Annotated in this window: 11 protein-coding genes; 4 read left to right on the plus strand and 7 right to left on the minus strand. The window is 53.1% G+C overall.

The window, feature by feature from the left end:
* Positions 1 to 41: 41 nt before the first annotated feature.
* Together ACOTZF_RS04290 and ACOTZF_RS04295 are read right to left on the minus strand one after the other, a co-directional pair.
* Entirely contained in the window at positions 42 to 1,427 is a 1,386-nt protein-coding gene (locus ACOTZF_RS04290) for a NarK family nitrate/nitrite MFS transporter (RefSeq protein WP_029883341.1), read from the minus strand.
* 207 nt (positions 1,428 to 1,634) lie between these two features.
* Positions 1,635 to 2,210 carry a TetR family transcriptional regulator gene (locus ACOTZF_RS04295; RefSeq protein WP_013096517.1) on the minus strand — a complete coding sequence of 192 codons (576 nt, stop codon included), beginning with the start codon at positions 2,208 to 2,210 and terminating at the stop codon, positions 1,635 to 1,637.
* A 116-nt stretch (positions 2,211 to 2,326) separates the two neighbouring features.
* Here ACOTZF_RS04295 and ACOTZF_RS04300 point away from each other — a divergent pair, with 116 nt between their 5' ends.
* Positions 2,327 to 3,808 carry an MFS transporter gene (locus ACOTZF_RS04300; RefSeq protein ID WP_129317814.1) on the plus strand — a complete coding sequence of 494 codons (1,482 nt, stop codon included), beginning with the start codon at positions 2,327 to 2,329 and terminating at the stop codon, positions 3,806 to 3,808.
* A 68-nt stretch (positions 3,809 to 3,876) separates the two neighbouring features.
* Here ACOTZF_RS04300 and ACOTZF_RS04305 read toward each other — a convergent pair whose 3' ends face one another.
* The 3 genes from ACOTZF_RS04305 to yddG all read right to left on the minus strand — a co-directional run bounded on the left by ACOTZF_RS04305 (position 3,877) and on the right by yddG (position 7,132).
* Positions 3,877 to 4,413 (minus strand): dihydrofolate reductase family protein, encoded by a 537-nt coding sequence (locus ACOTZF_RS04305; protein WP_129251730.1) that lies wholly within the window; start codon positions 4,411 to 4,413, stop codon positions 3,877 to 3,879.
* A 141-nt stretch (positions 4,414 to 4,554) separates the two neighbouring features.
* Positions 4,555 to 5,628 carry a porin OmpC gene (ompC, locus tag ACOTZF_RS04310; protein WP_129251727.1) on the minus strand — a complete coding sequence of 358 codons (1,074 nt, stop codon included), beginning with the start codon at positions 5,626 to 5,628 and terminating at the stop codon, positions 4,555 to 4,557.
* Positions 5,629 to 6,253: 625 nt separating this feature from the next.
* A complete protein-coding gene (gene yddG / locus ACOTZF_RS04315; protein ID WP_129317815.1) occupies positions 6,254 to 7,132 on the minus strand; it encodes an aromatic amino acid DMT transporter YddG in 879 nt (292 codons plus the stop codon).
* Between the two features lie 221 nt (positions 7,133 to 7,353).
* On the opposite strand from yddG, the gene fdnG reads away from it, so the two are divergent.
* Genes fdnG through fdnI form a run of 3 tightly spaced genes read left to right on the plus strand, consistent with a single transcriptional unit; the run spans position 7,354 to position 11,946 of the window.
* Positions 7,354 to 10,401: a formate dehydrogenase-N subunit alpha gene (gene fdnG, locus ACOTZF_RS04320; protein ID WP_348563164.1), complete on the plus strand. Its 3,048-nt coding sequence runs from the start codon at positions 7,354 to 7,356 to the stop codon at positions 10,399 to 10,401.
* 11 nt (positions 10,402 to 10,412) lie between these two features.
* Positions 10,413 to 11,297, plus strand: a complete 885-nt coding sequence (gene fdxH, locus ACOTZF_RS04325) for a formate dehydrogenase subunit beta (protein WP_045294169.1) — start codon at positions 10,413 to 10,415, stop codon at positions 11,295 to 11,297.
* Entirely contained in the window at positions 11,290 to 11,946 is a 657-nt protein-coding gene (fdnI, locus tag ACOTZF_RS04330; protein ID WP_013096526.1) for a formate dehydrogenase-N subunit gamma, read from the plus strand. The genes fdxH and fdnI overlap by 8 nt, the downstream gene beginning before the upstream one ends.
* A 39-nt stretch (positions 11,947 to 11,985) precedes the next feature.
* Here the strand turns inward: fdnI and ACOTZF_RS04335 are convergent, their stop codons facing one another.
* Both ACOTZF_RS04335 and ppk2 read right to left on the minus strand, forming a co-directional pair.
* Positions 11,986 to 12,309, minus strand: coding sequence for a CcdB family protein (locus ACOTZF_RS04335; RefSeq protein WP_097535044.1), 324 nt, complete (start codon positions 12,307 to 12,309; stop codon positions 11,986 to 11,988).
* Between the two features lie 289 nt (positions 12,310 to 12,598).
* On the minus strand, positions 12,599 to 13,417 hold the full coding sequence (gene ppk2, locus ACOTZF_RS04340) for a polyphosphate kinase 2 (RefSeq protein ID WP_129317636.1): 819 nt from the start codon (positions 13,415 to 13,417) through the stop codon (positions 12,599 to 12,601).
* Positions 13,418 to 13,548: the final 131 nt, after the last annotated feature.

The following is a 13,548-nucleotide window of genomic DNA, read 5'->3' on the forward strand; positions in this document are numbered from 1 at the left end:
GCCGAAGGGTGCTGCATCACGCTCCGGCGAAGATGTAGTTATTATTTTTGTGAGGATTTACGACCGTACACCAGCCAGGTGACGAGCACGCAGACGATGTAAAACACGAGGAAGACTTTCATGGCGCCGACCGGCGATCCGGTCATCGCCAGCGAGGTGCCGAAGGCTTTAGGGATAAAAAATCCGCCTACTGCGCCAATGGCGGAGATAAAGCCCAGCGCGGCAGCGGTGTCCGTCACGGCTTCATGCTGCGCCTGTTCATCGGTGCCACCTTGCTTTCTCACCCGGTCAATGGTGATTTGGCGAAAGATAATCGCAATCATCTGGAAGGTTGAGCCGCTGCCCAGCCCGGCGGTGAGGAACAGCCCCATAAAGACCAGATAAAACGCGACAAAGCTGCCGGAGCCCGAGCCGGGCAGGGTCAGGAAGATCAGGGCGCTAAAGATGGCCATAAAGACAAAGTTGATGAGCGTGACGCGCACGCCGCCCAGCCTGTCGGAGATCATCCCGCCCGCTGAACGTGCCAGCGCACCAATCAGGGGGCCAAAGAAGGCAAGGTGAAGAATGTTAACGTCCGGAAACTGGGTTTTCGACAGCATGGCAAAGCCTGCCGAGAAACCGATAAACGAGCCGAAGGTCGCCAGATAGAGCAGGCTCAGCAGCCAGAGATGAAACCGCTTAAGCACCGGAAGCTGGCTGGCGATAGAGGCTTTTGAGCTGGCGATATCGTTCATGCCAATAAACGCCGCAATGGTGGCCAGCAGCAGAAGCGGAGCCCAGATCCAGGCTGCATTCGCCAGCCACATGGTGGACCCGTCCTCCAGAGGCACACCGTTTACCCCCAGAAAGGTGAACATCGGCAGAAAAATGACCAGTGGCGCGATCAACTGCATCACGCTGACGCCCAGGTTTCCCAGCCCGCCGTTGATTCCCAGCGCGCTACCCTGTCTGGATTTCGGGAAGAAAAAGCTGATATTCCCCATGCTGGAGGCAAAGTTAGCGCCCGCAAATCCGCAGAGCAGGGCAATGACGATAAAGACCCAGTAAGGCGTCGCGGTGTTCTGAATGGCAATCCCCAGCCAGACGCAGGGGATAATCAGGATCACGGTGCTCAATACTGTCCAGTTACGTCCGCCAAATATCGGCACCATAAAAGAATAGGGGACACGCAATATTGCGCCGGAGAGAGAAGGTAATGCCGTTAGCATAAAAAGCTGATCGGTAGTGAAATTAAATCCGACTTTATTGAGGTTAACCGCAATGGCACTAAATAACATCCAGACGCAAAAGGCCAATAGCAGGCAAGCCACAGAAATCCATAGGTTTCTTCGCGCGATATGTTTGCCTTTATTCTCCCAGAATTGCGGATTTTCCGGTTTCCAGTTACTTAAAAGATGGTGATGACTTTTCTCACTTTGTTGTGACATATCGCCCTCTTGCTTACCCAAATGAAGATAAAAAATAAGTAAAAACAGCTAGATATGAGAAGGTCTGGTATTGTGGTTATTGGAAGTATTGAGATACATCTGAAAGGATAGATAAAAAAGCGAACCCCAGAGTTTGGAAATGAAATAGGGGTTCGCCTAATGTGTTACTAATTGTAACGGTGGGATTTAATTACTCAGAAGGGAGTATTAAAACAACTCCAGAGAAATTAATTTATCAAGATGATTATTAAACGCAGCGTCATCCATTTCAGGCATGTTTAATAGATATATGCCGTCAAGGCCACATACCAGGCCAATTAAACGCCAGGCAATACTTGCTGCCGGGTCACCGGAACGGAATACGCCTGCATTCCTGCCAGCTTCAATAAGGGCAACCGTTTCCTGATGCCACATCTCCATTGTCAGCACATACGCGCCCTTGATCTCTGCGTCGCGGGTTGCGAGGATTTGCGCTTCTCGCCAGAGGCGAATGTAGGGTTCAAACCTGCCGTCATCGCTGCCGAGCATGGCATGTAAACGTGCCCGCCAGCTGGCGTGTTCCCCGACCACATCCGCATCCAGCAGTTCGCGGATCAGCCGGATAAAGGCCAGCGATTTTAACTCACCGCCGGAGGTGAAATGGTGATGCACTTGCCCGGTTGCGACACCGGCTTCGGAGGCGATGCGGCGCACCGTCATGGCGGAAAATCCCTCGGCCAGCGCCACGCGCATAGCGGCCTGTAAGATCTCTTCCCGTCTTTCATCCCTGGTCAGATAACCCATTTTCTCTCACTCTTAAATAGCAATGAAACGAGTGTAACAAAGAGCTGGACAAGTGTTCAACATTCCGTAGGATCGCATCCTGGACATGTGTCCATTTTTATATAAAAAGGAAATTTATGTTTCGTCAGTGGTTAGCGTTAGTGATTATCGTGCTGGTGTATATCCCGGTGGCGATTGACGCGACGGTGCTGCACGTGGCGGCGCCGACATTGAGCATGACGCTGGGCGCCAGCGGTAACGAATTATTGTGGATCATCGATATCTACTCGCTGGTGATGGCGGGTATGGTGTTGCCAATGGGCGCGCTCGGCGACCGCATCGGTTTTAAACGGCTGCTGATGCTTGGCAGCACGCTGTTTGGCCTGTCATCGCTGGCGGCGGCCTTTGCCCCCTCTGCGGGCTGGCTGATTGCCGCGCGCGCCTCGCTGGCAATTGGCGCGGCAATGATCATACCGGCAACCCTTGCGGGTATACGCACCTTGTTTATTAACGCGCGAGATCGCAACATCGCGCTTGGCGTCTGGGCCGCGGTCGGGTCCGGCGGGGCGGCGTTTGGTCCGCTGATTGGCGGTATGCTGCTGGAGCATTTTTACTGGGGATCGGTCTTTTTGATCAACGTGCCGATTGTGCTGGTGGTGGTGTCGCTGGCCGCTGTCTATGTTCCGCGTCAGCAAGGGCGCCCAGAGCAGCCGCTGAATATTAGCCATGCCGTCATGCTGATTGTGGCAATTTTGCTGCTGGTCTATAGCGCCAAAACCGCGCTGAAAGGCGGGCTTTCTCCATGGCTGGTGGCCTGTACACTGCTCACCGGCGCGGTATTGCTGTTTATCTTCGTGCGTATTCAGCTTCGCGCCCGCGTGCCGATGATCGACATGCGCCTGTTTTGCCATCGCATCATTTTAAGCGGGGTGGTGATGGCGATGACCGCCATGATCGCCCTGGTGGGGTATGAATTGTTGATGGCCCAGGAGCTGCAGTTTGTGCATGGCTTTACCCCGTTTGAAGCGGGCATGTTCATGCTGCCGCTCATGGTCGCCAGCGGGTTCAGCGGCCCGATTGCCGGGATACTGGTTGGTCGTCTGGGGCTGCGCATGGTAGCGGCAGGCGGAATGGGGCTGAGCGCCGTCAGCTTTATTGGCCTGTCGATGCTCGACTTCAGCACGCAGCAGTGGCAGGCGTGGTGCCTGATGGTGCTGCTTGGCTTCAGTGCGGCGAGTGCGCTGCTGGCCTCCACCTCGGCAATCATGGCGGCGGCGCCGAAAGAGAAAGCCGCCGCTGCCGGGGCGATCGAAACCATGTCCTACGAACTGGGCGCGGGGCTGGGGATCGCGATATTTGGTCTGTTGCTGACCCGTAGCTTCTCGGCGTCGATTGAACTACCGCAGGGCTTACCTTCAACGCTGGCTGATAAAGCCTCGTCATCCATTGGCGAAGCGATGAAGGTCGCGCAGGATCTCAGTCCGGCGCTCGGTGAAACCGTCATTGAGGCGGCAAAAACGGCGTTTATCACGTCGCACAGCGCGGCGTTAGGCAGCGCCGGTGGGATGTTATTGCTGCTGGCGATTGGGATTTGGTTTAGCCTGGCGAACGCGCCGTAACAGTAAATGCAAGCCCGAAGGCGCTGCACCTTCGGGCTATTCACTCCTGCTGCAGCGGCGCGGTGTCGTTATCGCGTCAGCCGATAGTGCGATTGCACCAGACCTGACGGGAAGCTACGGGTGGATAAAAGCATTAAATCGATATCCCGGGTCAGCGAGCCGAACAGTGGCTTGCCTGAGCCGATCAGGACAGGAACAGTGGTGATAACCATATCGGCCACCAGTCCTTCGCGCAGAAACGACTGGATCACCTGTCCGCCATCTAAATAGACGCGGTGTGCGTTCTGCGCTGCCAGCTCAGCAAGCGCTTCCTTTGGGGTACAGCGGGAGAACTGCACTTTACCTTTCAGCGGCTCGGGCACCTCGGTGTCAGCCAGCTGACTGGAGAGCACCAGCACGGGGCGGTTATAGGGCCATTGGTCAAAGGCCAGCACTTTCTCATAGCTTCCCCGGCCCATCACAATCCAGTCTTTGTCGGCAATGAACGCATCATAACCATGATCTTCCGTTGGATCATCGCGCTGGAGTAGCCAGCCGATATCGCCATCCTGGCGGGCAATGTAGCCATCAAGACTGACGGCGATAAAAACGTGGGTGGTAATCATCGAGGGCTCCCTGTTCAGGCTGTGACGTTAGGACAGTGACGACAGAGCAGTATACCGGAACCAGGGGATGACGATCAGGGGAGCGGGCTGAGGGGCAAAAAAAAGCCAGCCGCAGGGGCTGGCTTTCTGGTGTGACAAATCTTAGAACTGGTAGGTCAGACCTACAGCAACGATATTGTCGGTAGCGATTTTAGCGTCTTTGGTGAACGCATTGTCGTCCAGCAGGTTGATTTTGTAATCAACATAGGTGGACATGTTTTTGTTGAAGTAGTAGCTCGCGCCAACGTCAACGTATTCCACCAGATCCTGGTCGCCGTAAGAACCGATGTCTTTACCTTTGGATTTCAGGTAAGCGATGGACGGACGCAGACCGAAGTCGAACTGGTACTGAGCCACAACTTCGAAGTTCTGTGCTTTGTTCGCGATGTGATTGTCACCGAAAGCCGTCATATTACGGGTTTCAGAGTAGGTGGTTGCCAGGTAGATGTTGTTCGCATCGTACTTCAGACCGGCTGCCCATACTTCTGCGTTCTCGCCACCTGCGTTCAGGTCGCTAGCTGCACGAACCTGACGGTCAGTACGGTCAGATTTCGCGTAGGTTGCACCCGCTGCGAAGCCGTCGAATTCATAGGTAGAAGAGAGACCCCAGCCGTCACCGTTAGATTCGGTGATGTCGTTACGGTCGTTTTTACCCTGGTACTGAGCGGCAACGTTCAGACCGTCAACCAGACCGAAGAAGTCGGTGTTACGGTAAGTCGCTACGCCAGTTGTACGGCCAGTCATAAAGCCATCAGTCTGGGTCCAGGTATCGCCACCGAATTCTGGCAGAACGTCAGTCCATGCGCCGATGTCGTACGCCACGCCGTAGTTACGGCCGTAGTCGAAGGAACCGAATTCGTTGAATTTCAGACCTGCGAACGCCAAACGCGTTTTGTTACCGTCAGCACCCTGAGATTCAGAGCGGTTGCCCTTGAACTCATATTCCCACTGGCCATAACCGGTCATCTGGTCATTGATCTGAGTTTCGCCTTTGAAGCCCAGACGAACGTAGGTTTTGTCGCCGTCGTTGTCAGTATCATCAGAAAAATAGTGCAGACCTGTGACTTTACCGTACAGATCCAGCTTGTTACCGTCTTTGTTAAAAACTTCAGCCGCGTTTACAACGCCTGCTGCCAACATGGAAGTGACCGCCACTGCAACTAATTTAAGTTTCATCTTAAATATTCCTTATAATTTTCTTGGGTATTTCCTGAACCACTTCGAACGATTTCCAAACGAGGCTGTTCGTCAATGGCAAGCTATTTTTAAAAATCTTGTAGCCTGCTTTCAATAATAAGTTTCAAAATATTAAAGATAATTTCAATTAGTGTGATCGTGATCGGGTAAATTTCAGCTTTAACGAATAAATTGCCTGAAAATTATGCATTTTGTGCGCGTTTTACCGCCATTTTCGTTGCGGGGAATATAATTATTACCAATTTTATTTCATGGTGTTAATTATCGTCTTTTTCGTGCTTTTGCAATCGTTGATGAAGTTGATGTGCATTAAAATCAGTGGCTTATAAGATTAATCGTACGTTGATTTCGATGTGTGAAGTGAATGTTTTGCAGTGAATTATTTTATTTTATGCTTTTTCTGACGTGACTGTTTGCTATGCAGTTATTACGTTCCGGTGTCAGTTTATGTCAATTTGCGCGCCATATCTTTACGAACGAGAGTTAATATAAACAGAAACTAAACCGCTTTCTATTATTTTGCTAAAGAGTGAATGGGCGATCACATTTTAAATTTATGTTAATTATGTGGCCGGGTTGTAATTAACCCGGCATCAGGAAAAGATTATTTTCGTGTGGCGTACCAGCACAGCAAAGAACCCACACAGACCATGATAGCGCCTTGCCAGAAGGAGAAGGAAAGTGGGGCGCTCAACAACAGCGCCGCCAGCGCAGCGGATAAGACCGGGGTAAAATAGGACACGGCTGCCAGCACCGTGACGTTACCGTGAAGGATCCCAATATTCCACGACGCATAGCCCAGCCCCAGTGCGACGCCGCACATGAGTAATTTCGCCACCACCGGAACGCTGAACACCATTTCCGGTTGATCGCTTAGGGCATATTTCACCCACAAACTCAGCGCGGTAAGCAACACAAAGAGCGTGATCCCGTTTTGTCCTTTGGCATATTTGCTGGTTACCGTGCAGTACGCCGCCCAGATAAACGCGCCGGCAAATGCAAGGGCATAGCTGAGGGGGCTGGAGACAACATTGCGGATAATCTCATTCACCTGCAACCCCTGTTCGCCGCCCAATACCCAGCACACACCGAGTAAAGAGAGGGCTAATCCGGGGATCACCCACAGGGACGATTTCTGTCCGTTAAACAAAATGGCAAACACAATGGTCAGACTTGGCCAGAGATAATTCACCATGCCGACTTCAATCGCCTGTGAACGCGTAGCCGCATACCCTAACGACAGCGCCAGACAAATTTCGTAGCTCACAAACAGGAGGCTGCCGGCAATAAGATAGCCGGGAGTGAAGCGCCGGATTTGAGGAAATCCTACCGTCACCAGACAGAGTAAGCCGCTGACGGTATAGATCATGGCGGCGCCCCCCACAGGCCCAAGCCCTTCACTCACGCTGCGAATGAGCCCCACCATGGTGCTCCATAACAAGATTGCTGCCAGCCCAATCAGCGTTGCTCTTTTTCTGTCCATACCCTTGCCATTACTCTCAAAACCAAAGGCAAAACTTATAGCACCGATCGCGCCCCGGTCGCGAATTATTCTCTTAAGCCGTTAATCAAAAAGAGGTATTTAAATGCGAGATGGTTGACTATTAAGGGGGCGAACACCGGCGACCTTGATTTGACGCAAAAAAAACAGGGGCTTTGCTGTTAGTTTGCGGCGCGAAGTCTTATCCGTAAATGAGGACAACAATGGACGTCAGCCGCAGACAATTTTTTAAAATCTGCGCGGGCGGTATGGCCGGAACAACAGCCGCGATGCTGGGATTCGCTCCCAAAATGGCGCTGGCTCAGGCGCGCAACTATAAACTGCTGCGTGCCAAAGAGATCCGTAACACCTGCACATACTGCTCCGTGGGTTGTGGGCTTTTAATGTATAGCCTGGGCGATGGCGCGAAGAACGCCAGAGAGGCCATTTATCATATTGAAGGGGATCCGGACCATCCGGTGAGCCGTGGGGCACTCTGCCCGAAAGGGGCGGGACTGCTGGACTACGTTCACAGCGACAACCGTCTGCGCTATCCGGAATACCGCGCGCCGGGTTCCGACAAATGGCAGCGTATTTCCTGGGATGAAGCCTTCTCCCGGATTGCCAGACTGATGAAAGCCGACCGCGACGCCAACTTCATTGAGAAGAACGCGCAGGGCGTGACGGTGAACCGTTGGCTCTCTACCGGCATGCTGTGCGCCTCGGCGGCCAGCAATGAAACCGGCATGCTAACGCAAAAATTTGTTCGCTCCCTCGGGATGCTGGCGGTTGATAACCAGGCGCGCGTCTGACACGGACCAACGGTAGCAAGTCTTGCTCCAACATTTGGTCGCGGTGCGATGACCAACCACTGGGTTGATATCATAAACGCCAACGTCGTGATGGTGATGGGTGGCAACGCCGCTGAGGCCCATCCGGTGGGGTTCCGCTGGGCGATGGAAGCGAAAAACAATAACGATGCGACGCTTATCGTCGTCGATCCGCGCTTTACGCGTACGGCATCGGTGGCCGATATCTATGCACCGATCCGCTCCGGTACGGACATTACGTTCCTCTCGGGCGTGCTGCTGTATCTGATTGAAAACAATAAAATCAACGCGGAGTACGTAAAACACTACACCAACGCCAGCCTGCTGGTGAGGGATGATTTTGCCTTCGATGAGGGGCTGTTCAGCGGCTATGACGCGGACAAACGTCAGTACGATAAATCGTCCTGGAACTATCAGTTCGATGAAAACGGCTATGCCAGACGCGATGAAACCCTGAGTCATCCACGCTGCGTGTGGAACTTGCTGAAACAGCACGTTTCCCGCTATACGCCGGACGTAGTAGAAAACATCTGCGGTACGCCAAAAGCCGACTTCCTGAAAGTGTGTGAGGTGCTGGCCTCTACCAGTGCCGCCGACAGAACCACCACGTTCCTGTACGCGCTGGGCTGGACGCAGCACACCGTTGGTGCGCAGAACATCCGCACCATGGCGATGATTCAGCTGCTGCTCGGCAATATGGGCATGGCGGGAGGCGGGGTAAATGCCTTGCGCGGTCACTCCAACATCCAGGGCTTAACCGATCTGGGTTTACTCTCGACCAGCCTGCCGGGTTACCTGACGCTGCCGTCGGAAAAACAGGCCGATCTGCAAACCTATCTCACGGCCAATACGCCAAAAGCGACGCGTGCGGAGCAGGTGAACTACTGGAGCAATTATCCGAAGTTCTACGTCAGCCTGATGAAATCGTTTTATGGCGATGCGGCGCAGAAAGAGAACGACTGGGGCTTTGAGTGGCTGCCGAAATGGGACCAGGCCTACGACGTCATCAAGTATTTCAACATGATGGATAAGGGCAACGTCACGGGCTATATCTGCCAGGGCTTTAACCCGGTAGCGTCCTTCCCGGACAAAAACAAAGTGGTTCGCAGCCTGAGCAAGCTGAAGTACATGGTCGTTATCGATCCGCTGGTGACGGAAACGTCTAACTTCTGGCAGAACCACGGCGAGATGAACGATGTGGATCCCGCATCAATTCAGACCGAGGTCTTCCGCTTGCCGTCTACCTGTTTTGCCGAGGAAGACGGGTCGATCGCCAACTCCGGTCGCTGGTTACAGTGGCACTGGAAGGGGCAGGATGCGCCGGGTGAAGCGCGTAATGACGGTGAAATTCTGGCCGGGATTTACCATCGCCTGCGTGAGATGTACCGCACCGAAGGCGGCAAAGGCGCTGAACCGTTGCTGAAGATGAGCTGGAACTATAAGCAACCGGATCGTCCTGAATCCGAAGAGGTGGCCAAAGAGAACAACGGCGTGGCGCTGGCCGATCTCTATGACGCCAACGGCAATCTGGTGGCGAAGAAAGGCCAGCTGCTGAACAGCTTTGCGCTCCTGCGCGATGATGGTTCCACCGCGTCGTCCTGCTGGATCTACACCGGCAGTTGGACCGAGCAGGGCAACCAGATGGCCAATCGCGATAACGCTGACCCGTCCGGGTTGGGCAATACGCTGGGCTGGGCCTGGGCATGGCCGCTAAACCGTCGGGTGCTGTACAACCGTGCGTCGGCGGATATCAACGGTAAACCGTGGGATCCGAAACGGATGCTGATCGCGTGGAACGGCGCGAAATGGGCGGGGAATGATATTCCTGACTTCAACACCGCGCCACCGGGCAGTGAGACCGGGCCGTTTATTATGCAGCCGGAGGGGCTGGGACGCCTGTTTGCCCTCGACAAGCTGGCTGAGGGGCCATTCCCGGAACACTACGAGCCGATGGAAACGCCGCTCGGCACGAACCCGCTACACCCAAATGTTATCTCCAGTCCGGTCGTGCGTATCTACGCTGACGACGTGCTGCGTTTAGGCAAAAAGGACAAATTCCCGTATGTGGGAACCACCTATCGCCTGACGGAGCATTTCCACACCTGGACCAAGCACGCGCGGCTTAACGCCATCGCACAGCCGGAACAGTTTGTGGAGATAAGCGAAACGCTGGCGAAAGCGAAAGGGATTGCCAATGGCGATCGCGTGACGGTGAGCAGCAAACGTGGCTTTATCCGTGCGGTTGCGGTGGTCACCCGTCGTCTGCAGACGTTAAACGTGAATGGTCAGCAGGTGGAAACCGTGGGTATCCCGCTGCACTGGGGCTTTGAAGGTGTGGCGCAGAAAGGCTATCTCGCCAATACCCTGACGCCAAACGTTGGCGATTCCAACTCGCAAACGCCGGAGTACAAGGCGTTTCTGGTCAACATCGAGAAAGCGTAAGGAGCGAGTAAATGGCGATGGAAACACAAGACATTATTAAACGCTCCGCGACCAACCCGATAACGCCCGCGCCGCGCGCACGGGATTATAAGGCCGAAGTCGCCAAGCTTATCGATGTCTCTTCCTGCGTGGGCTGTAAAGCCTGCCAGGTGGCTTGTTCAGAGTGGAATGATATCCGCGATGAGGTAGGGCACTGCGTTGGCGTTTACGACAACCCGGCCGATCTGAGCGCCAAATCCTGGACGGTGATGCGTTTTAGCGAAACTGACCAGAACGGCAAGCTGGAGTGGCTGATTCGAAAAGACGGCTGCATGCACTGTGAAGATCCGGGCTGTCTCAAGGCCTGCCCGTCTGCAGGCGCCATCATCCAGTATGCGAACGGGATCGTCGACTTCCAGCAGGATAACTGTATCGGCTGCGGGTATTGCATTGCGGGTTGTCCGTTTAACATCCCGCGCCTCAATAAAGAGGATAACCGGGTATACAAATGCACCCTGTGCGTAGACCGCGTCAGCGTCGGGCAGGAACCTGCCTGCGTCAAGACCTGTCCAACCGGGGCCATTCACTTCGGCACCAGGAAAGAGATGCTGGAGGTGGCGCAGCAGCGCGTGGACAAACTAAAAGCGCGCGGCTACGACAAGGCGGGCATTTACAACCCGCAGGGGGTGGGCGGTACGCACGTGATGTATGTTCTGCATCACAATGATCAGCCGGAGCTGTACCACAATCTGCCGAAAGATCCAGCGATCGATACCTCAATCAATCTCTGGAAAGGGGCGCTAAAACCGCTCTCGGCGGCGGGCTTTATCGCCACCTTTGCCGGGCTGATTTATCACTACATCGGTATCGGGCCGAATAAAGAGGTGGATGACGACGAGGAGGAGCATCATGAGTAAGTCGAAAATGATAGTGCGCACAAAGTTTGTCGATCGCGCCTGTCACTGGACGGTGGTGATCTGCTTCTTCCTGGTGGCCGTATCCGGAATTTCGTTCTTCTTCCCGACGCTGCAATGGCTGACGGAAACGTTCGGCACGCCGCAGATGGGGCGTATTCTGCACCCGTTTTTTGGCGTACTGATATTTGTGGTGCTGATGTTTATGTTTGTGCGTTTCGTCCACCACAATATCCCGGACAAGCAGGATATTCCCTGGCTGAAGGGCATTATTGAGGTCCTGAAGGGGAACGAACATAAAGTCGCGAAGGTCGGTAAATACAATGCCGGACAGAAGATGATGTTCTGGAGCATCATGAGCATGATTTTCGTCCTGCTGGTGACTGGTGTGATCATCTGGCGTCCTTATTTTGCGCAGTACTTCCCGATGCAGGTCATCCGCTACGCGCTGCTGATCCACGCAACCTCAGCCATCATTCTGATCCATGCCATTTTGATCCATATGTATATGGCGTTCTGGGTTAAAGGGTCGATTAAAGGCATGATTGAAGGGAAGGTGAGCCGCCGCTGGGCGCAGAAACACCACCCACGCTGGTACCGGGAAGTGGAGCGACAGGAAGCGAAACAGGAGAGTACGGAAGGGATGAAGTAAAACGTCCTGCGCCGTCGGCTTTGCCCGGCGGCGCTTCGCTCATGTGTTAGTCAATAAACGATCAACGGCGGCTATAACATCATGACGAGCATTGCGTAAATTACACACAAAATCTTTGCTATTAATTTTCTGATTATTAAGGTTACTTATCATTGGTGAATAAATAAGTAGCGTTTCGAAATCTATATTTATTCTGGGGGCAAGGTGACTCTGCCATAATGGTAATCTATTGTTCCTCATAAGTGGAACAATAACGCGTGTTGTAAGATCAGCATAATAGTCATCCTGAATAAGCATGTAGTAAGGCAGGATATCTCTGGTTGCTGGTGAAAGATTACGATAAACGTTGAATTGTTTAAGCATCAAAATACCCTGAAAAATTCATCGTCTGTAAGGGTTCCGTGTTTTTCCACAAACTCATTCATGGCTTGTATAAATGCGCGATCCTCCGCGGATGGCGTACGTACTGAAGTCGGGACGATTTCATGATGACGTCGTAAATCACGGGATTGTGTGCCTAAGGGTGGGGGCGTTACGGCTGAGTGTTTCATGGGTATCTCCTTTGTTGGTGCGGTCATTATCAACCGCAGCCAACAAAAAACAATACCGTTTCCCCTGGTAATCTTCATTATGCGAGCCGTCTTCCAGCTTATCAGAATTTCTCCGCAATATATCGGAAAGGATATTTTGTCGGTTTGACTTTGCCAATTTTTCGCTTCGGCAAATCCACTTTTTCAACGTGAAGTTCTTTATACGGGATCTGCGAAAGCAGATGGGAGATAATATTCAACCGCACGCGTTTTTTATCTTCCGAGCGCGCCACAAACCACGGTGCCCAGGCAGTGTCCGTGGAGGCAAACATGGCATCCCGCGCTACGGTGTATTCATCCCATAAATTGAACGATTTAATATCCATAGGCGATAATTTCCAGATCTGGCGGCCATCGTTGATGCGATCGCGTAGCCTGCGTTCCTGCTCTTTCGGCGTCACTTCAAGCCAGTATTTCAGCAAAATGATCCCGGCATCGACCATCGCTTTTTCCATCACCGGTGCGCCATCAAGAAACTTTTCAACCTGTTCCGGCGTGCAGAATCCCATCACCCGTTCAACGCCTGCGCGGTTGTACCAGCTGCGGTCAAAAATAACGATTTCGCCGGCAGCGGGCAGGTGCGGAACATAACGCTGGAAATAAAGCTGCGTTTTCTCTTTCTCTGTTGGCGCAGGCAGCGCGACAACCCGGAAAACGCGCGGGCTGACGCGTTCGGTTATCGCTTTTATGGTGCCGCCTTTACCGGCCCCGTCGCGTCCCTCAAACACGATGCAGACTTTCAATCCTTTGGCGACAACCCATTGCTGGAGTTTGATCAGTTCAACGTGAAGGCGACGAAGCTCTTTTTCATACTCTTTTGTTTTCAGAGGGGCATTTTTAACGACATCAACAGCGACGCTGGTTTTCTTGTTACTTGCCATGATTGTCATCCTCAGGTTGTCCGGTCGCGGGGAAGAAGCGAGGCCGCATTAAGAAGTGTAATTCACCTGAATTAATGGATTAACGTGTCAGTCTGCTGATTTGAACTGGCTCACCATACAAGATTATTCAA

The sequence above is a fragment of the Enterobacter cloacae complex sp. SHL021 genome (assembly GCF_049237765.1).
In the GTDB taxonomy this organism is placed as follows: Bacteria; Pseudomonadota; Gammaproteobacteria; order Enterobacterales; family Enterobacteriaceae; genus Enterobacter; species Enterobacter cloacae.

Bases quoted from the DNA above. Each gene is read 5' to 3' on its own strand.
- ACOTZF_RS04290 (WP_029883341.1), bottom strand. From the start codon at position 1,427: ATGTCACAACAAAGTGAGAAAAGTCATCACCATCTTTTAAGTAACTGG.
- ACOTZF_RS04295 (WP_013096517.1), bottom strand. From the start codon at position 2,210: ATGGGTTATCTGACCAGGGATGAAAGACGGGAAGAGATCTTACAGGCC.
- ACOTZF_RS04300 (WP_129317814.1), top strand. From the start codon at position 2,327: ATGTTTCGTCAGTGGTTAGCGTTAGTGATTATCGTGCTGGTGTATATC.
- ACOTZF_RS04305 (WP_129251730.1), bottom strand. From the start codon at position 4,413: ATGATTACCACCCACGTTTTTATCGCCGTCAGTCTTGATGGCTACATT.
- ompC (WP_129251727.1), bottom strand. From the start codon at position 5,628: ATGAAACTTAAATTAGTTGCAGTGGCGGTCACTTCCATGTTGGCAGCA.
- yddG (WP_129317815.1), bottom strand. From the start codon at position 7,132: ATGGACAGAAAAAGAGCAACGCTGATTGGGCTGGCAGCAATCTTGTTA.
- fdxH (WP_045294169.1), top strand. From the start codon at position 10,413: ATGGCGATGGAAACACAAGACATTATTAAACGCTCCGCGACCAACCCG.
- fdnI (WP_013096526.1), top strand. From the start codon at position 11,290: ATGAGTAAGTCGAAAATGATAGTGCGCACAAAGTTTGTCGATCGCGCC.
- ACOTZF_RS04335 (WP_097535044.1), bottom strand. From the start codon at position 12,309: ATGCTTAAACAATTCAACGTTTATCGTAATCTTTCACCAGCAACCAGA.
- ppk2 (WP_129317636.1), bottom strand. From the start codon at position 13,417: ATGGCAAGTAACAAGAAAACCAGCGTCGCTGTTGATGTCGTTAAAAAT.